Origin of the sequence: Clostridium rectalis, from assembly GCF_900626095.1 — a bacterium.
GTDB classification, from domain to species: Bacteria; Bacillota; Clostridia; order Clostridiales; family Clostridiaceae; genus Clostridium_AS; species Clostridium_AS rectalis.
In genome coordinates, this window is the sequence record NZ_UYZZ01000005.1 from 149,721 (window position 1) to 169,708 (window position 19,988).

Below are 19,988 nucleotides of genomic sequence, written 5' to 3' on the forward strand. Positions count from 1 at the left end.
TACTACACTTCCTCACTTTCTATAATTTTGTCTACAAATAATATTCCATTTAAATGGTCAATTTCATGACAAAATGCCCTTGCAAGAAGTTCTTCTCCTTCTAAAATAACTTCTTCTCCTTTTCTATTTAATGCTTTTACCTTTACTTTATAAGGTCTTTCCACAGCCCCTTGTTCTCCTGGTATACTCAAACATCCTTCTTCATCAATATAAGCTCCATGAGTTTCTACAATTTCAGGATTTATTAAAAATATTGGTCCCTGACCTATATCAATCACAACTAGTCTTTTTAAAATTCCAACTTGTGGGCCTGCAAGACCTACTCCGTTATTTTCATACATTGTTTCTAGCATATCATCAAGTAAAGTTAAAATTCTTTCATCTATTTTTTCTACCTTCCTACTTTTCTTTCTTAATAATTCATCTCCATATTTTCTTACATTTCTTATAGCCATATATATTTACCTCCATTTTTTTATACTAAACTTATAGGATTACTATCAATGCTTATTCTAACATCATTATATACATCTTTTATAAGTTTATAAATAAAGTTTTTAATTTTAATTTTCAAGTTAGAATCCAAGTTCCCTTTTATAATTATTTGCCATCTATAATTATTTTTTATTTTAGAAATCTCACAAGGACAAGGTCCTAACACTTCTATTTTATCATTACTTTTTAAAAAATCTTTTAAATTTATACCAACATTTTGTATACTTTTTATTAAAATTTGTTCGTTTTCACTACTCATATTTATAAGCATTAATTCAACAAAAGGTGGGTAATTCATAATATGTCTTAACTGAATTTCTTCACTATAAAACTTAAAATAATTATTATTAGCTGCATAAACTATGCTATAATTATCTGGGTTATATGTCTGAACTATTACCTTTCCCATTTTTTCTCCTCTACCTGCCCTACCAGAAACTTGAGTTATTAGTTGAAAGGTTCTTTCTGTAGCTTTAAAATCCGGTATATTTAACGAAGTATCTGCAGCTATTACACCAACAAGTGTTACATTTTTAAAATCCAATCCCTTTGCAATCATTTGTGTACCAACTAAAATATCTGCCCTGCCATTTTTAAATTCATTATAAATATTTTCATAAGCATTTTTCCTTCTAGTTGTGTCAAAATCCATTCTTAATGTTCTAGCTTTAGGAAAATATTTTTTTATTTCTTCTTCCACTTTTTCTGTTCCCACTCCAAAATATTTCACATACTTACTGCCACATTTAGGACACACTTTAGTAATCTTATTTTTATTTCCACAATAATGACAAACCATATTATTTTCATAACTATGATATGTTAATGCAATATCACAATTCTTACATTTAAATACGAATCCGCATTTTCTACATGATACAAAAGTTGAAAATCCCCTTCTATTTAAAAATAAAATGATTTGTTCATTCTTATCTAAACGTAATTTTATCTCCTTAAACAAAGATCTACTAAATATAGATTTATTATTATTTAAAAGTTCATCTCTCATGTCCACTATATTTATCTCTGGCAAAACTGCACCATCTGCTCTTTTGTTTATAGTAATGAGTTTAATTTCATTTTTGATGCATCTATAGTATGTATCAATAGCTGGTGTAGCTGACCCTAATACTAATTTACACCCATTTATTTCAGTCTTAAATTCTCCAATTTCTTTTGCTATATATTTAGGATTACTCTCAGATTTGTAACTAGTTTCATGCTCTTCATCTATAACTATTAAACCTAAATTTTCAAAAGGTAAAAATATTGCTGATCTTGCACCAATTGCCAATTTAACTTTTTTCTCTTTTACCCTTAACCACTCATCATATCTTTCACCATCTGATAATTTACTATGAAATATTGCTATATCTTTTCCAAATCTTCCTTTGAACCTTTCTACCATTTGAGGAGTTAATGATATTTCTGGAATAAGAATTATAGACTCCTTTCCATCTTTCATCATTTCATTTACCAAATGCATATATATCTCAGTTTTCCCACTACCCGTAATACCGTGTATTAAAAACATACTCTCTTCAGAATTCATTACAGAATCTACTGCTATTTTCTGTTCATAATTTAAATGTTTCCATTCATAATAATTATATTTTCTTTGATCAAATCTATTTACTATTTTTGTTGATTGATAAAGATAATTGTGTTTTAGCATAGTGTTAATGGAAGATAACGATAGTTTAAATTTTTTACTTAAACTAGTTTTATTATACTTACCATTGTTATCATTTACAATATGATATATGGATTTATATGGCTCTTTATCATATCTACCCTTAAGTTTTTCTCCTATAAAAATAAAATTTTCAACTCTATTTTTAGTCCCTTTAAAAAATATAGAAGGAATTATAGTTTTTATACACTCCATATATGTACAAAGATATTTCACCCTCATTTTTTCTATAAGAGATAAATCGTTATCCGTAAGGTTAGGGAATTTATCATATACATTTAATATCTTTTTTGTTCTTTTTAAATCTTCAACGTTAGAATATAATTCTATTACAAAACCATCAATTTTTTTATTTCCCATGCCAAAAGGAATTAAAACCCTATTTCCTCTTTGTACCCTTCCTATTAGTTCTTCCGGTATTTCATAAGTAAATAGTTTATCTAATTGTATGGAAGTGCTATTAACAATAATACCAGCATACTTATACACCTAATCACCCTTTTATGTATGAATAAAATATATTTATACTAAATAAAAGAGGCTTTTTCGCAAAAAATATGCGATACATGCCCCTTTTAATATATTAATCTCTTAATTCCAAATTTATAAGATTAAATAATTCCTTTGCAACATCCCTTTTAGACATCTTATTCATTGGTATCTTTTTACCTTTTTTAGTCAATATAGTTACCTTATTATCATCTGTTGCAAACCCTGTATCCTGGGATGTTATATCATTTGCAACTATGTAATCTAAATTCTTTTTTTCTAATTTTTTTTCAGCATTTGATATTAAATCATTACTTTCAGCAGCAAACCCTACTAAAATCTGATTGTTTTTTTTGTCACCTAATGTTTTTAATATATCTTTATCTTTTAGAAGCTCTAGATTAAGTGTATCATCAGATTTTTTTATTTTATTGTTTGAATAAGTTTTAGGTTTATAATCTGCTACTGCAGCAGCCTTAATAATTATATGCTGATCATCAAAGTTTTCTAACACTTTATTTAACATTTCCTCATTTGTTTTTACATCTATAAACCTTACTCCAAAAGGTTTTGGCAAAAAAGTAGGACCGGATATCAAGGTCACTTCTGCCCCTCTATCTCTTGCTTCCTCTGCTATAGCATAACCCATCTTTCCTGATGATTTATTGGTTATATATCTAACAGGATCTATAGGTGCTATAGTAGGACCTGCAGTAACTAGAACCTTTTTTTTCCGCAAATCCTTAACTGGATGAAGCATACTAATTATTATTTCACATATGATTTGTGTATCTCTTAACTTACCTTTTCCTATATCTCCACAAGCCAATCTTCCTGAATCAGGTTGTATAAACTTATATCCATATTCCTTTAATTTACAAATGTTATTTTGAACTATTGGATTCATAAACATATTTGTATTCATTGCTGGGGCAAAAATAACAGGAGCTTTTGTTGCCATAATGGTTGTAGAGAGCATATCATCTGCTATTCCATTTGCAATTTTGCCTATTATATTTGCGGTGGCAGGTGCTATAAGCATCAAATCAGCTTTTTGGGCTAATGATATGTGCTGAATTTCCCATTGTTTTGGTTCAGTAAACATATCATTCACTACCATATTTTGGCTTAGGCTTTGAAAGCTTAATGGATTCACAAACTCACACGCTGAGTTTGTCATAATAACATGCACGTCTATATTCTTCTTCTTTAATCTGCTTACTATGTCTAGAGCTTTATAGACAGCTATACCTCCCGTTACACCTAACACAACTGTTTTTTTCTTATCCATATTATTTTATACCTTCTCTTATAGTTTCATAAGTAATAACCCCTGAATCAATTTCCTTTATAGCCATAGTCACAGGCTTAGATAAATCTGTATCTATTAATAATGGCTCTCCATCTATTAGTTGTCTTGCCCTTTTAGATGTTACTACTACTAAAGAATATCTGTTATCTACCTTTTCTAATAAATCTACTATTGATGGATTAATCATAGAGTTGTTCATGTATTAAACCCTCCTTAGAATCAAATATTGTATCTTTTATTCTATCAACTCTGCACTTTTCTGCTAAAATAATCGCCTCTATTTTTTTCACAGCCTCATCTACTTTGTCATTAACTACTGCATAATTATACTTTGACAAATAATTAATTTCTTTGTAAGCGGACTTAAATCTAGTCATAAGGGATTCTTTTGTTTCAGTTCCTCTATTTGTAATTCTTTTTTTAAGTTCTTCCATTGATGGTGGAAGTATAAATACAAATATGCCATCAGAATAAGTTTCTTTTACTTTTAAGGCCCCTTGTATATCTATTTCTAATATTACATCTTTTCCACTTTCTAAAGCCTCTACTACCTTTGATCTAGGTGTTCCATAGTAATTTCCATATACTTCAGCATACTCTAATAAATCTTTATTATTTATTTTATTTATAAATTCTTCCTTAGTTAGAAAGTAATAGTTAACACCATCTTTTTCTCCTTTTCTTGGGTATCTTGTAGTAGCTGAAACTGACATGTAAAAATCATTCTTTTCTAGTAACGCTTTACAAACAGTTCCTTTACCTGCACCAGATGGGCCTGAAATAACAATAAGCACACCTTTTTCATTCATTATTCTTCTCCCTCTTCTAGTTCTTCTTCTTTTGAGGATAATCTATGTGCCACTGTTTCTGGTTGTACTGCAGATAAAATCACATGATCACTATCTGTTATAATAACAGCTCTAGTTCTTCTACCATATGTAGCATCTATAAGCATTCCTCTATCTCTAGCCTCTTGTATTATTCTTTTTATAGGTGCTGATTCTGGACTTACTATAGCTACAAGTCTATTAGCTGAAACAATGTTCCCAAACCCTATATTTATTAACTTAATACTCATTGATTGCCTCCTATTATTATCTTATAATTTTATTATTCAACATTTTGAATTTGTTCCCTTATTTTTTCTATTTCATTTTTAATATTGATAACTAAATTAGAAATTTCTAAATTATTAGCTTTAGATGCTATTGTATTAGCTTCTCTATTCATTTCCTGCACAATGAAATCTAATTTCCTTCCTACAGGTTCGTTTAATTCAAGAGTTTCCCTCATTTGTATTAAATGACTATTAAGTCTTACTATCTCTTCATCTATGCAAGACCTATCAGCAAATACTGCCACTTCCATAGCTATCTTATTTTCATCAACTTGTGCCTCTCCAAGCAGTTCCTTTAATCTATTAGTAAGTTTATCTTTATAAGCTATAGGTACATTAGGTGCCTTTTTTTCTATTTTATCTACTACAAATTTTATGTATTTACATTTAGATAATATGTTTTCCTGAAGTTTTAATCCCTCTTTCTTTCTCATTTCTATGAGAAAACTTAAAGCTTCCATTAAAGGCTTAGAAAGACTTATCCAAAGATTATCCATATCTTCCTCTTGTTGTTCTAATGTAACAACTTCAGGGAATCTAGCTATTAAAGACACTGTTATATCATTTTTAACATCATAATCATTTTTTATTTCAGTTAAACATTCAAAATAACTATCTGCTAAGGTTTTATTTAAAACAGTTCTTACATCCTTTTTATCATGTGTATTAAGAGTTATAAATACATCTATTTTCCCTCTGTTTACTTCTTTTTGTATAAGATTTCTTATCTTGTCTTCTAGAGATATCAAGCTTTTAGGCATTTTAACATTTATATCACAGTATCTATGATTTACGCTTTTTATCTCTACAATAAAATTCCTGCTGCTGTCTTCTGCTGTTGCCCTTCCAAAGCCAGTCATACTCTTAATCATAAATTATTCATCCTTCCATCTGCACTTGCTTAACATATTAATTATACATATATATATATAATAAACTCAAGCATATTTTGCAACATTACAAAATATGCTTAAAGCATTAATACATATTGAATTATATCATAAAAATGAAAATATAAACATACTTGTCATCATTTTATTTATATATTTGTAAATTATCAAAAGCCTTCTCTATTAACTTAATGTCTTTTGTAACAGCTATTCTGAAATGGCCATAAGACAGATTTCCAAATACATAACCAGGAGTAACTATTATACCATAATTTTTTAGTAATTCTATGCAAAATTCATCTGTAGTATACCCTTCAGGTACATTACACCATATGTAAAATGTACCTTCACTTTTACTAAAACCTATATTGTGTTTCTGTAATAAGTTTTGAGTAATCTCTATTCTATTATCATATATATTTCTAATTTTATTAATATAACCTCTACTTAAATTTAAAGCCTTAATTCCAGCCCTTTGTATTGGAATAAATTGACTAGAATCCATATTCATTTTTATCTTTAAAATAGAATCTAATACATCACTATTTCCTACAACGTATCCTAGCCTAAATCCTGTCATATTATATATTTTTGAAAATGTACCAAATTCAACACAATTCTTTTTTTTATCTAATTGCATTAAACTTAATGGATATTTTGTTCCTCTTAATATCTCATTATAAGCTCCATCATTACACACTACAATATTATTCTTATAAGAAAACTCAACTATTTCTTTATAGAAGTCTTCATTTGCAAGGGCACCTGTTGGATTATTAGGATAATTAATTATAAACAATTTACTTTTGTATACAATCTCTTTAGGTATCTCTCCTATATTAGGCAAATAATTATTTTTAATTTTCAACGGTATTTTATATGGTATAGTTCCCCATAACCTACTTGTCAATTCATATATAGGATAAGATGGTTTAGGAATAATTACATAATCTCCCACATCACAAACTGCGGGAATAATATTACTTAATCCCTCTTTAGATCCTATAAGGATAAGTACCTGATTTTCTTTTAAATTTACTTCAAAAGTTTTTTTATAATAATTAATTACTTCTTTTTTTAATTCTTTTATGCCTTCATAAGGTGAATAATTATTAAATCTTGGAATTTGGCAGGAATCTATTAATTCTTTTATTATACTGTCTTCAACAGCTAAATCTGGATCTCCTATGCCTAAGTCCAATATTCTTTTATTATCTTTAATCATATGATTTTTTATACTATCTAATTTATTTAATTCATATTCTGGTATAGTGCTCAATCTATTGTTTGTTTTCACAGCTATTCCTCCAAATAACTTTTTTATTATATTATTCATATCAAATTTAGATTGTGACAGTTAACATTTATTTTATTTACATAATTATATTTATGTAAACTATTATTCATGGATAAAAAACATCCCTTATCAAACTTAAAATATTGATAGGGGATGTTTTTTATTATCTAATATACTTAATAATCTCCACAGATGGTTTTGCTAGTGACCAAGCATAACCATCTTTTAAATAAGTAAAAATATTTCTACTATTAGGATTCTCTATCCATTCTTTAAACTGTTTAAACTGATAATCATTTAATGAATGTATTTGACATCCATATTTCGTTGTGATTTCTAACTTCATATAAAACACCTCCAGTAAATGTATATTAAAATTTATATATATTTATTCTCACTACCATATAAAATTAAATTGTTTTTTCTAATTTTATTAAAAGTTGTTTGAAAATTTGTAAATGTAATAATTCATCATCCACTATTCTCATCAAAAGTTTATTTATTGACTGATTTTTTATAATTTTTATATGTTTTTCATACTGATTTATTGCCTCATTTTCTGCTTTTATTGCCAACTGTAAATTTTCTTTAACTGACCTTCCATAGGGTACAAAGTTGCTTTTCCAGTTTTTTTTACTTCCATCTCTAAATTTAGGATTACCCCCTAATTTTAAAATTAAATCACCTAGAATGTCTAAATGAAACATTTCCACTATAGCTATACCTAAAAAAGCTTGAGCAATCTCTTTTATAATAGAATTACCCATATAATTCTCTGATATGAAATGAGCGTAAATATACTGAGATACCGCTGTGTATTCACTTACTTTACTAGAATAATCCTGAAAAATTAAATGAAGCCATTTTTTATCTTCTTTATTAACACATACAGCTTCATATTCACCTGGAAGTTGATATTTTCTCATATTTATACCTGTATTTTTCATATGATTTAAAAAATTTTTTTCTTTACTACATTCCATTAATTTTACTCCTTAATATTTCTTTATATTTATATATACTATCTTAAGTTTATAAATATAATGGAGTATGCAAATGCACACTCCATCTAAAAAAATTAGTACATTTAGTTTATTTTCCTATAAACTTTAAAACTTCTTTAATAGTAGTGTATCTATCTGAACCACTAATTAAAATACATTTACTATTCGGCTTCCAATTTCCTCCTATTATATAGATTTTCTCTGAAAAATCTAGAACATCTTGACTTAAGTTTTCCTTTGAAACCATTGGACATTTTAAATAATCTGCCAAATATTCTGCCGCCCTTTTATCTGCACCCTCTCCATATACAACTATATTTTTCATTTTATTTCTCTCTCCTTCTTGCTCCTTTATTTCAGAGCCTGTTAAACCTTTTACAATAGCATTTGAAATTTTTTCAATTCCAATTGAGTTATATAAATCAACATCAGACTTAGTATCTACAAAACATATTTCTATTAATATAGCTACGGGCTTACTTCTTCTTAAAACATATAAACTACGTCCATCCTTCACTCCCCTATTAATAAAACCTAAATTTACAATTTCATTTAATACATTTCCTGCAACTTTTTTTCCTGCATCTGACACGGCAAATATTTCCGTTCCTTTTCCTCCTCCAGCATTTAAATGAATTGAAACAAAATAATCTGCACTTTCCCCACTATTACATCTTTTTTGCAGAGAATCAGTAACACTACCTGCAGTACTTGGTCTTACATTCCAAGCCTCATGCCCCAAGCTTTTTAATTTATTTATAACTATCGTAGCAATATTAAGAGCACAATTTTGTTCAATTAAATACCCTACTGCTCCACCATCTCCCCCTAAACTTCCATGCACATCTCCATGTCCAGGATCTATTGCAAACTTACTCATTTAATCAACCTCCCCCATAATATTATTTATGCATATTCTTATTTATTGTTTCATTAAACAGATTCTATTTAAAAAATATTTCTAAAGAATATTTATGAATAAACTGGAAATAATAAACCATTGAGGTGATATCTATTGGGAACATTTTTAATCTTAATCCTTATTTTATTAACAATGAATATATACAGTAAAATACTTGATAAATTTATTAAAAAAGCCAATGATAATTTTTATAATAAGTGGTTAAAATATGGATTACTATCTTGGAAAAAATTATCAGAATTAGACATAGATAAATTTGATGATTGGTGCTGTGAGTTTTTAATAAATATAAATTGTAAAAGTGTATCTACAATATATAAATCATATGAAAATAATTTAATTATAATAAGTTGTATTAAAAATCATGAACCATACCATGTTTTATGCAAACTTTCACAAAATAAATCCGATTCTTTTGAAAAATTTGATACACTTTCATTAAATGAAGCTTATATGTTTGTAGGAGATATGCTTGAAAATAATATAACAAAGGGTTTAATATTAAGTACCGGAGAATACACTAATGAAATTTTACAATATATAAATTTAATATCTGATAAATACTTAATAGACTTATTAGATGGTGTTACATTGACTAATGAACATAGAAAAATAAGGAATAAAAAAATTTCCTTATTTTTGCAAAGCCAAAGTTATTTATAGGAGATGAACTTATGAATTTTTTTTATAATATAAACACAATTTTTGTTTTGGCATTAATTATATATGCCATGAGTTTATGTGTTAAAACTTATTATTATATTAAAGATAAAATAAATTTCAATTATACAATAGATAGACTAAAACGAGGTATTTTACACATTGATGATCTACGTACACTCTCTGATATTGAATTTATTTATTGGTGCAGTGAATTCATAGAAAAAATGGGTTTTTCAAATATAAATATTACTTCTGATAAATGGCCCATTATTAAGGCCTCTAACGGCACCTCAAAATATATTATATATTGTAAAAATAACAATACCATCTCTCAAATCACTGAAAATGAAGTAAAAACTCTAATTGGATATATACTTCCTAAAAAAATATATAATATTATGATTATAACAACGGAAACTTTTTCACCTTCTGCTATTAAATTCTTTAAAAAATTACCCTCGAATTATAACATAAGACTAATTGATGGTAGCGATATCATACAACATAATGAACTTAATTATAATTTTAATTTACCAAGTAATATAAAAAATCGTACTTAGTACAATAATAAGCTGTTATTATTAACAGCTTATTATTAGTAATTTATCTATTTTCTTTATGTATTTCATGACTTTGAAGAATTACTTTCCTCTTGAGCTGCTATGGTTAAAATTAAACTTCCAACTGCAACTATTAAGTTCCCCAATACATTTAGCTCATCTGCTGTTTTATCCTTTGATAATATTAATGCAATTGCATTGGCAGCAACAGCAATTTCTCTAGAATTGCATTTCATATGCCCACCTACTTTCTTTCCCTATTATATATAAGTTTGTATAAAGCTTTATATTATTATATTTATAAATCTAATAGTTTGTTCTTAAATATTTGTCAATCACTTTTAAAAAACATGCTCATACTATAATATAAAGAATATTTTATTATTAAACAATTTAACATAAAAAAGTATAGATTAAAATATTAACCTAACTTAAGTTAATATTTAAACCTATACTGTGTAACGTAGGAGGTAATTATGTTGTATTGTACCTTAATTTGTGATATAAAATCTTCAAGAAAACTAAAAAATAGAGAAGAACTGCAATATAAAATCATAGATATGTTAAAAAAAACCAATATTGAATTCAAGGATACTATTATTTCTCCATTTCTAATAACTACTGGTGATGAATGGCAAGGACTCTTAAAATACCCTTGTGATTACAAAACTATACTTAAATTCTTTAAAAATTCTATAAACAACATAGAATTTTATACAGGAATAGGTATAGGAACTGTATATGTTCATAATTTTGAACTAACTGTAAATCAATTAGATGGTCCCTCATTTTATAGAGCTAGAGATGCAATAAAATACGCTAAAAGAAATAATCTTCCTTTAGTTATATTATTTGATGATTGGAATAACGTTTAAAGATTTAATTATTATCCCTCCAATTATAGCCATTATAAAACTTAAAAACGTACCCATAATAAAATATTCTGCAAAACTACTATCATCTAATTTTTTAAATCTAGCTATGGATTTTGCTGTAAGGACAAAGCCTATCATTTGGGGTTGTCCAATACACATAACAATCAAAATAAATATTCTTTCTAATATACCAATTATAAATCCTCCATTTTTTGTGCCTAAATAAACACATCCTGTTTTTTTTATTATAATAAACCTGTTATCTATAAGCCCTTTATAATGTTTTAAGTTTAAGTTTTCAATATACTTGTGTATAAAAATTCCAGTAACCCAAGTTGAACAAATAAAAACAATTAAAATTATAATATATTTATCAAATATATTTATGCTACTAGGATATTCTTTTATTATATAAGTTATATCCTCTTGTAAACTAGAGTTATGATATTTTAATATACTTAAAACTATCACTAAAAAATGCAATAGTTGATCAATTAAAAATAATATTGCACTATTCCCTAATGAAGGTTTAGTAATAACAATTATTGTTTTCATTTCATCAAATACCAAATGAAAAAATGCTATAACCAAACAACAATGATTATAATATAAAATAGATGGATCATAAATATAGTATATACTTAAAATAAAAAACATATTAATTAAGTGTATTAAACTATGAACTACATTCCCCACTATATTAATTTTAAAAATTTTACTTGCCCTTAATTCTAAAATCTTTTCCCCTTGAAAAATAAAATCACAGATAAAATGACTTAATATAAAAAGTAACATAATCCTAATATACATCTTTAATTATACCTTCTAAAATTCAAGTATAAATTTAGCAGTAATTCTATAATTAAATTATTATTATTTATTACAAAATAATTAGAAGCATTTAATTTTTGGCTTATATCTGCTTTAGAAGTATCTTTATTATTTTTTACTATATTATTATAAGATCCAAGCCTTTCATAAAGTTGAATTATTTCCAATTGTTTATTAGTTACCCTACTTTTTATCACTTCATTATTTTCAATAAATGAATTTATAATTTTATTTACAGATAATTGTTTTTCCATGGATAAATCAGAGGTTACAGCAACTTCAGGTAAAATAAAACTTTCTTTTGTCTCATTTACAAATCCAATTTCCTTAGCATTAAAATATATATTATTTTTTGTACTATTTAATTTTTTATTATAGAATCTATTTTTATTTTTAGTTGTATTTAAAGCTTCTCTTGCTTTTATAAAACATTCTCCATCCATCAATCTTGAATCATTGTAGACCTCTGTGCTAATACTTCCTACCCCTATACCTGCATATATATGTATATTATATTTATACAAAAAATTTTGAAATATCCTTATTACACGGTAACTCTTAGATATATCCTTTAAAACAATCTGCCATTCATCCCCTAGAGTCATAGTTATTGGACATAATAATATATCTTTTAATTCAATATTTAATTTATTTATATAATTTCTCAATTCATTTTGTATAAACTTCCTATTGGTTAAATTTCTAGAATCCATTATATCAATATTTATAACTCCAAATATTTTCACTTTATCACCACACTTAGATATAATATTTAATTTAGATTATATCATAGCAAATCTAAAAAATGTATTTAAATTTAATTTTTATTAAATTTTGTATTTTTTTTAACTAAATCTATTAATTTGTCTTTTTGATTTAAACTTGGATCATCTAAAACTTTTATAAAAACATCTTTTAATATTTTCCCTATATCCTTTCCCTGTCTGAATCCCAATTTTATTAAATCATCCCCATTAATACTTAAATCTTTAATGTTTATACATTGATGTTCTTTTAAAATTTTTTCTAAGTTTAAATTAATATTTTGGCAGTTTTTATAGTGTTTTTTAATATTAAAATTATTATTTTTTAATATATCATGTTCCTTAATTTTTAATAAATCTAAAGTCAATTCTTCACCTAGTATACTTAATAATTTTCTGATAGATTTGTTATTTTCTATAGAAAAATTATAAAATTTAATTATATTAGCTACATTATATATGGTATTTTTATCATATTTAATTCTTTTTAAAATTTCTTGTGACTCCTTTGCTAATTGGTCATAATCATAAAATATATTTTTATTATTAATATACTTTAATTTTAAAATATATTTTAAAATCATAGCTAGTCTTACATGTATAGATTTTGGTATACACGATACGTTATTTATTAAATAATTTTTTAATTTTAAACTAGTTTCATAATTATTATTAATAGCCTGAACATATTCTGGTAAAAAATACTTTATTAATCCATAGTCATATAGGCAATGAATTCTACTAATATTATCTGATAGAAGTATTTTATTAAATTCCTCTCTAATACGCTCAATAGATACACACTTAATATTTTTATTTAAACATTTTATTCCTTTCTCAGTATTACCTTCAATATCAAAACCAAGTTGTGCTGAAAATCTTACGGCCCTTATCATTCTTAATGCATCTTCTGAAAATCTCTTAATTGGATTCCCTACACAATTTATTGTTTTATTTTTCAAATCGTTAATGCCACTGAAATAATCTATTAATCCTTCTTTATAATTATATGCCATAGCATTTATAGTAAAATCTCTTCGTTTTAAATCCTCTCTTAGAATACCTGTAAACTCTACCTTATCAGGATGTCTTCCATCAGAATATTTCCCATCTATTCTATAAGTAGTAACTTCATAAGATGTATTATTAATTAAAATTGTAACTGTTCCATGTTTAATACCAGTATCTATAACTTTACAGCCTAATTGTTTAAATACAGCCTTTACCTTTTCTACCTTAGCACTGGTAGTAATATCCCAATCCTTTGGTTTCTTATTTAATAAAGTATCCCTTACACACCCCCCCACAATATAAGCCTCATATGTATTTTTTTCTAGTGTATTTAAAATAAATTCTACCTCTTTAGGAATGTTTATCTTAAAATTTTTATCTTTCATTTCTATACCTCTACTAAAATATTATCTGTATTATATTATATAATAAATAATCTTATTTACCTTAAATTATAATTTTAATTCTATGTAATACATACTTAATAAGATTATTATCTAGTAACTGAAACAATGATCTCATTAATAATTAGGATTACCATTTGCTTTTATTTTTTTATTTATAAATAAAAAAGAGTTGTATTATAACAACCCTTTTAAAAAATGGTCTGGGTAACAAGACTTGAACTTGCGACTTCATGGACCCCATCCATGCGCGCTACCACCTGCGCTATACCCAGTTAAAATAACAACTATATGTTATATAATACCACATTGTTTTGTAAAATCAATATTTTGCACTTAAAAGCAGTAAACATATTTACATACTGCTTTTAAGTGTAGTGTTTTACAATATAATACAGATGAGACCTCCATTACCTTCATTTATAATTTTTTGTAATGTCTTTTGAATTTTAATTTGTACATCTTCTGGCATCTTATATAATTTGTTTTGAAGCCCATCCTTTACTAAAACTTCTAAAGATCTTCCAAAGATATTACTTTGCCATATCTTTGATGGGTCACTTTCAAATTGTTCTAATAAGGATCTAACTAATTCCTCACTCTCTCTTTCAGTTCCAACTATAGGAGAAATTTCTGTTTCAATATCCGCACGTATGAAATGTAATGATGGAGCACTAGCCTTTAATTTAACTCCAAATCTATTACCTTGTTTAACCATCTCAGGTTCCTCTAATTTCATTTCACTAAGTTGTGGTGCTACTAATCCATATCCAGTCTCTTCTACATCCCTTAAAGCGGAAGCTACCTTATCATATTCTACTTTGGCCTTGTACATTTCTTGCATTATAGTCATCAAATCATTTTCACCCTTGATTTCATCATTACATATTTCACCTAATATTTTATAGAACAATCCTGATTTAGGACTTAAATTAACCCTAGCAATTCCTTCTCCCATATTAACTTCATTTAAGTTTGATGCTCCTAAAAACTCAAATTCTTTAAAACTATCTAAAGTTTTTCCCACATCTCTTACCTTATATACTTGTTTAGACATATCTTTTACTAGATTTATAAAATCTGTTTTTAACCAATGTTCGCTAGACAATTCTTCTATCCAAGTAGGCATATCTATGTTTATTTCTTTTACTGGGAATTCTTTAAGTACTCTACCAAAAACATTTGTTATGTCATCTTCCTTCATATTTAAAACATCCATTATTTGCACGGGAACATCATATTTTTCTTCTAAATCTTTTTTTAATTCAATAGTTTCAGGATCATATACATGACTTGAATTTAAAACTATTATAAAAGGTTTATTTATGGCTTTTAATTCTTTTACTACCCTTTCTTCTGTTTCCAAATAATCATCCCTAGGAATATCTGTAATAGATCCGTCTGTGGTGATTAATAAACCTATAGTTGAATGCTCATTTATAACCTTTTTAGTCCCAAGTTCTGCAGCTTCTTCAAAAGGTATTTCATAATCATACCAAGGCGTTGTAACCATTTTTGCATTTTCTCCATCCATGTATCCTGATGCATTTTTTACAATATAACCTACGCAATCTACCATTCTAACTTTAAATTTTGTGCCATCCTTTAATTTTACCTCCACCGCCTCATTTGGAACAAATTTAGGCTCTGTTGTGTGAATACTTTTTCCTGAAGAACTTTGTGGTAATTCATCTTGTGCCCTTTTTTTCTTATACTCATTTTCGATATTAGGCAGTACCATACTCTCCATAAACTTTTTTATAAAGGTCGACTTACCTGTTCTAACGGGTCCTACTACACCAACATAAATATCTCCTTGGGTTCTTTCAGCTATATCTTTGTATATATCAAAATTTTCCAAGATAATATACCCTCCCATTATCTAATATTAACAGTATATATATATTTTTTAATACTTGAAAATATTACTTACTTATAAAAATATTATAAGTAATATAAAAAAAAACTGCTGATATTATAATATCAACAGTTTTTTTTTAATATGTTTCACATTTCTTATCTCTTGTCATTAACTCATATACACCATATTTAACATCCTTATTTTCAAATAAAACTTTATAAAGCATATCAGTAATGGGCATAGATATATTAAGTTTTTCTTTTATTTTATAAAAAGCTCTACATGCTTTTATTCCTTCTACAACCATACCTACATTATTAACTGCTTCCTCCATACTCATACCTTTACCTATAAGTATACCTGCTCTTCTATTTCTACTATGCATGCTGGTGCAAGTAACAATCATATCTCCTATTCCTGTTAATCCTGAAAAAGTCTCCCCTTTTCCTCCAAGTCTTTTACCTATCCTTATAATTTCATTCATTCCTCTAGTCATTAAAGCTGCTTTTGCATTGTCTCCATACCCTATACCATCACAAATCCCTGATGCTAAAGCTATTATATTTTTAACAGCCCCACCTATTTCAACTCCTACAATATCATCATTAGTATAAACCCTAAACTTATTTGACATAAATAGTTCCTGAACCTTTTGGGCAGATTTAATTGATAGCGAACTTGCTACAACAGCTGTAGGAATATCTAAAGCAACCTCCTCTGCATGGCTAGGTCCTGAAAGAATTACAACATTATTATCTATAATTTCCTCATTTATTACAACGGAAAGTCTTTTCCCTGTTTCCTCTTCTATACCTTTTGCTATGCTTATTATAATTGTATTTTTGTTAGTAAAAGGTTTTATATCCTTTGAAATTTTTCTTACCACATGAGATGGTATTGCGATTATAATATACTCTTTATCTATTACAGCCCTTTCTAAATCTTTAAAAGCTTTTACATTAGATGGTATAATAACATTAGGTAAATACCTAATATTTTCTTTCTTTATATTTATATCTTCCACAACTGAATCATTTCTATCCCATATAGAAACATCTAAGCCCTTTTTCGCTAGCATAATAGCAAGAGCTGTTCCAAAGCTTCCTCCCCCGATAAAAGCAACATTCCCCACGATTTTACTCCTTCCTTTCTCTAAACTCCATTTTTATTCCTGTACCTGAAAAATCAAAACTATCTCTAAGCTGATTTTCAATATATCTTTCATAAGAAAAATGTAGTGATTTAGGATTATTTACAAAAAATACAAATGTGGGCGGCTTAACTCCTGTTTGAGTCGCATAATATATTTTTAATCTTGTAAGTCCTACTACAGGAGGTTCCTTCATCATTACTGCTTTACTTATTACATCATTTAACACCCCTGTTTTTATTCTCTTATTATAGTTATCATAGCAATTTCTAGCCATTTCTAACACTTTATGTACCCTTTGACCAGTTTTAGCTGATATAAACAGAAAAGATGCATAAGGCATAAACGCTAACTCTACTTGTAATTTCTTTTTAAAATTATTCATTGTATTATTATCTTTTTCTATTAAATCCCATTTGTTAACTAATACCAATATAGCTTTGCTCATTTCATGAGCATATCCTATTATCTTTTGATCTTGCTCACTTATACCCTGTTCTGCATCTATAATTAAAATACATATATCAGCTCTTTCTATAGCTGCATAAGTTCTTACTACGCTATATCTCTCAATCTCATTTTTTATCTTACTCTTTCTTCTTATTCCCGCTGTATCTACTAATATAAATTTACCTTCTTCTGTTTCTAAATAACTGTCTATTGCATCCCTTGTAGTACCTGGAATATTACTTACTATATTTCTATCTTCGCCTAACAACTTGTTAACTAGGGATGATTTACCTACATTGGGTTTTCCAACAAATGCAATCCTTATATATTCATCCTCTTCCTCATCTAACAAATTATCATCAAAATTTTCAACTATTCTATCAAGCATATCCCCAAGTCCTAAAGCTTGTGATGATGATATTGCAATAGGTTCCCCAATACCCAAATTATAAAACTCATATACATTTTCTTCTTCTTTTAATCTATCAATTTTATTTACAACTAGAACCACAGGTTTCTTACTCTTTCTAATCATTTGAGCTACTTCTTCATCTGCTGGTGTTATACCTTCTTTTCCACTTACTAAAAATAATATAACATCTGCGGTTTCAATGGCTATTTGTGCCTGTCTCCTCATTTGAGATATTATTACATCTTCACTTTCAGGTTCTATACCACCTGTATCTATAATTGTAAAATTATACTTTAACCATTCAGCTTCTGCATATATTCTATCCCTTGTAACCCCTGGTGTATCCTCTACTATTGATATTCTTTTACCTGCTAGTTTATTAAATAAAGTAGACTTACCTACATTTGGTCTTCCTACTATAGCAACTATTGGTTTTCCCATTATTTTTCCTCCTCGCTGTAACTATTTATTATTTCTATTAAATCTTCTCCTGAATATTCACAGGTTAATATTTTTTTATTAAAATATTCTTCTAATTGTTGTATCGTAATATCATCCAAAAATATATTTTCTCCTGTTCTTAACATATTTTTTGAAATTATTATATAATCTCCTAGCATATTTTTATCTACCTGATTTTTTATATCTTCTCCGGTTATAAGTCCAGCTACTGTTATATCTTCTCCAAAAAATTTGTTAAGAATTTTAAATACATTAATATTTATGTTAGGATTAACACTTTTCACTTTATTGCATGCACTACTTACTTCTTTAAATGCAGATTTTCCTGTTATTATACTAAAACTTCCCTTTTTATTATTATTAATATTATTTAATTTCCTATCTATATTATCTCTAAACATTCTAATCATTCCAACACCATCTTCTATTTGATCAAACTCTTCATAAAATTCACTGCCTGGTATATCTTTACCGGCAATCAAATAAAATTCATCTGATAATCTAACAAAAGGTGTACCTATTTCACTTATATATTTGTTTTGTAATTTACTTATATTATATAATTGTTTCAAAGCACTTTCTTTATTAAATAACTTTAAATTGCATAACCCTTCTCTATATTTTGTAATCCCCACAGGAACAACTGCTATATTCTTAACTAGTGGATAAAGTTTATACAAATCTTCTACTGTTTTTATTAGTTCTTCTCCATCGTTAATCTCTGGGCACAATACTATTTGACAATTAATAGTTATGCCACCATGAGTAAGTTTTTTTAGTCTTTCGTATACATTTCCTGCAAACCTATTATTAAGCATTTTTTTTCTTAATTCTGGATTAGTGGTATGCACAGAAACATTTATAGGGCTTATCTTATATTTTATTATTCTTTCTAAATCTTCATCTTTTAGATTAGTTAATGTAACAAAATTACCTTGTAAAAACGATAGTCTAGAATCATCATCTTTGAAATATAAAGACTCTCTCATTCCTTTAGGAAGTTGATCTATAAAACAAAAAATACATTTATTATGACAGCTTTTTGCCTCATCCATAATAGATTTTTTGAATTCTACTCCTAAATCTTCATCATATTCTTTTTCTATTTCAATTTCCCATATCTCCTCATTATTTTTTTCTATTTCTAATATTATAACCTCATCTGAAATTAAAAACTTATAATCCAATATATCTTTTACTTCTTGTTCATTAATAGATATAAGTTTATCACCTGCTTCTATTCCTACTTCCTCTGCAATACTATTGGGTAGTACCTTTGCTACTACATTTTCCATTTTTGTTCCACCTCTACCTTTACTTCCCTAT

The 19,988-nt window shown here is 27.0% G+C and carries 22 protein-coding genes and 1 tRNA gene; 3 read left to right on the forward strand and 20 right to left on the reverse strand.

The genetic code is table 11. The features are described from left to right. Window positions 1-2 precede the first annotated feature (2 nt). The 11 genes from def to EJL03_RS09800 form a co-directional block, all read right to left on the reverse strand. Window positions 3-455, reverse strand: a complete 453-nt coding sequence (gene def, locus EJL03_RS09750) for a peptide deformylase (RefSeq protein WP_125153790.1) — start codon at window positions 453-455, stop codon at window positions 3-5. 20 nt (window positions 456-475) lie between these two features. Further along, window positions 476-2,638 (reverse strand): primosomal protein N', encoded by a 2,163-nt coding sequence (gene priA / locus EJL03_RS09755; protein ID WP_479723557.1) that lies wholly within the window; start codon window positions 2,636-2,638, stop codon window positions 476-478. Window positions 2,639-2,771: 133 nt separating this feature from the next. After that, on the reverse strand, window positions 2,772-3,968 hold the full coding sequence (coaBC, locus tag EJL03_RS09760; protein ID WP_125153792.1) for a bifunctional phosphopantothenoylcysteine decarboxylase/phosphopantothenate--cysteine ligase CoaBC: 1,197 nt from the start codon (window positions 3,966-3,968) through the stop codon (window positions 2,772-2,774). 1 nt (window position 3,969) lies between these two features. Next, window positions 3,970-4,188, reverse strand: a complete 219-nt coding sequence (rpoZ, locus tag EJL03_RS09765) for a DNA-directed RNA polymerase subunit omega (RefSeq protein WP_125153793.1) — start codon at window positions 4,186-4,188, stop codon at window positions 3,970-3,972. Then, window positions 4,169-4,798 (reverse strand): guanylate kinase, encoded by a 630-nt coding sequence (gmk, locus tag EJL03_RS09770; RefSeq protein ID WP_125153794.1) that lies wholly within the window; start codon window positions 4,796-4,798, stop codon window positions 4,169-4,171. Before gmk ends, rpoZ begins: the two co-directional genes overlap by 20 nt. After that, entirely contained in the window at window positions 4,798-5,067 is a 270-nt protein-coding gene (gene remA, locus EJL03_RS09775) for an extracellular matrix/biofilm regulator RemA (protein WP_125153795.1), read from the reverse strand. The genes gmk and remA overlap by 1 nt, the downstream gene beginning before the upstream one ends. A 32-nt stretch (window positions 5,068-5,099) precedes the next feature. Continuing rightward, window positions 5,100-5,978, reverse strand: coding sequence for a YicC/YloC family endoribonuclease (locus tag EJL03_RS09780; protein ID WP_125153796.1), 879 nt, complete (start codon window positions 5,976-5,978; stop codon window positions 5,100-5,102). 163 nt (window positions 5,979-6,141) lie between these two features. Beyond that, the gene (locus EJL03_RS09785) at window positions 6,142-7,293 is read right to left on the reverse strand and encodes an aminotransferase class I/II-fold pyridoxal phosphate-dependent enzyme (RefSeq protein WP_243108697.1); all 1,152 of its coding nucleotides are present in this window, start codon (window positions 7,291-7,293) and stop codon (window positions 6,142-6,144) included. Between the two features lie 163 nt (window positions 7,294-7,456). Further along, window positions 7,457-7,639 (reverse strand): hypothetical protein, encoded by a 183-nt coding sequence (locus EJL03_RS09790; RefSeq protein ID WP_125153798.1) that lies wholly within the window; start codon window positions 7,637-7,639, stop codon window positions 7,457-7,459. 64 nt (window positions 7,640-7,703) lie between these two features. Beyond that, window positions 7,704-8,276: a ferritin-like domain-containing protein gene (locus EJL03_RS09795; RefSeq protein WP_243108698.1), complete on the reverse strand. Its 573-nt coding sequence runs from the start codon at window positions 8,274-8,276 to the stop codon at window positions 7,704-7,706. Between the two features lie 109 nt (window positions 8,277-8,385). Then, window positions 8,386-9,177 carry an N-acetylmuramoyl-L-alanine amidase gene (locus tag EJL03_RS09800; protein ID WP_125153799.1) on the reverse strand — a complete coding sequence of 264 codons (792 nt, stop codon included), beginning with the start codon at window positions 9,175-9,177 and terminating at the stop codon, window positions 8,386-8,388. A gap of 174 nt (window positions 9,178-9,351) precedes the next feature. On the opposite strand from EJL03_RS09800, the gene EJL03_RS09805 reads away from it, so the two are divergent. Continuing rightward, window positions 9,352-9,882 (forward strand): hypothetical protein, encoded by a 531-nt coding sequence (locus EJL03_RS09805; RefSeq protein ID WP_125153800.1) that lies wholly within the window; start codon window positions 9,352-9,354, stop codon window positions 9,880-9,882. 11 nt (window positions 9,883-9,893) lie between these two features. Beyond that, the gene (locus EJL03_RS09810) at window positions 9,894-10,442 is read left to right on the forward strand and encodes a restriction endonuclease (protein WP_125153801.1); all 549 of its coding nucleotides are present in this window, start codon (window positions 9,894-9,896) and stop codon (window positions 10,440-10,442) included. A 65-nt stretch (window positions 10,443-10,507) separates the two neighbouring features. On the opposite strand, the gene EJL03_RS16090 is transcribed toward EJL03_RS09810, so the two are convergent. Then, complete coding sequence (locus tag EJL03_RS16090; RefSeq protein ID WP_164509059.1) at window positions 10,508-10,678, reverse strand: hypothetical protein; 171 nt, start codon at window positions 10,676-10,678, stop codon at window positions 10,508-10,510. A 240-nt stretch (window positions 10,679-10,918) separates the two neighbouring features. On the opposite strand from EJL03_RS16090, the gene EJL03_RS09815 reads away from it, so the two are divergent. Further along, window positions 10,919-11,317, forward strand: coding sequence for a SatD family protein (locus EJL03_RS09815; protein ID WP_125153802.1), 399 nt, complete (start codon window positions 10,919-10,921; stop codon window positions 11,315-11,317). Here EJL03_RS09815 and EJL03_RS09820 read toward each other — a convergent pair. From EJL03_RS09820 to EJL03_RS09855, 8 genes are all read right to left on the reverse strand, one after another. Further along, complete coding sequence (locus tag EJL03_RS09820; RefSeq protein WP_125153803.1) at window positions 11,291-12,127, reverse strand: DUF3307 domain-containing protein; 837 nt, start codon at window positions 12,125-12,127, stop codon at window positions 11,291-11,293. The genes EJL03_RS09815 and EJL03_RS09820 overlap by 27 nt on opposite strands. Before the next feature lie 2 nt (window positions 12,128-12,129). Continuing rightward, window positions 12,130-12,894: a SatD family protein gene (locus EJL03_RS09825; protein WP_125153804.1), complete on the reverse strand. Its 765-nt coding sequence runs from the start codon at window positions 12,892-12,894 to the stop codon at window positions 12,130-12,132. A gap of 71 nt (window positions 12,895-12,965) precedes the next feature. After that, the gene (locus EJL03_RS09830; protein ID WP_125153805.1) at window positions 12,966-14,309 is read right to left on the reverse strand and encodes a CCA tRNA nucleotidyltransferase; all 1,344 of its coding nucleotides are present in this window, start codon (window positions 14,307-14,309) and stop codon (window positions 12,966-12,968) included. Window positions 14,310-14,526: 217 nt separating this feature from the next. Further along, a tRNA-Pro gene (locus tag EJL03_RS09835) sits at window positions 14,527-14,602 on the reverse strand. A gap of 107 nt (window positions 14,603-14,709) precedes the next feature. Next, window positions 14,710-16,188: a stage IV sporulation protein A gene (gene spoIVA, locus EJL03_RS09840; RefSeq protein ID WP_125153806.1), complete on the reverse strand. Its 1,479-nt coding sequence runs from the start codon at window positions 16,186-16,188 to the stop codon at window positions 14,710-14,712. A gap of 136 nt (window positions 16,189-16,324) precedes the next feature. After that, window positions 16,325-17,320, reverse strand: a complete 996-nt coding sequence (locus EJL03_RS09845; RefSeq protein ID WP_206427358.1) for an NAD(P)H-dependent glycerol-3-phosphate dehydrogenase — start codon at window positions 17,318-17,320, stop codon at window positions 16,325-16,327. A 4-nt stretch (window positions 17,321-17,324) separates the two neighbouring features. Beyond that, window positions 17,325-18,641 carry a ribosome biogenesis GTPase Der gene (gene der, locus EJL03_RS09850; protein WP_125153808.1) on the reverse strand — a complete coding sequence of 439 codons (1,317 nt, stop codon included), beginning with the start codon at window positions 18,639-18,641 and terminating at the stop codon, window positions 17,325-17,327. Further along, window positions 18,641-19,957 carry a DUF512 domain-containing protein gene (locus EJL03_RS09855; protein ID WP_125153809.1) on the reverse strand — a complete coding sequence of 439 codons (1,317 nt, stop codon included), beginning with the start codon at window positions 19,955-19,957 and terminating at the stop codon, window positions 18,641-18,643. The genes der and EJL03_RS09855 overlap by 1 nt, the downstream gene beginning before the upstream one ends. Window positions 19,958-19,988 lie beyond the last annotated feature (31 nt).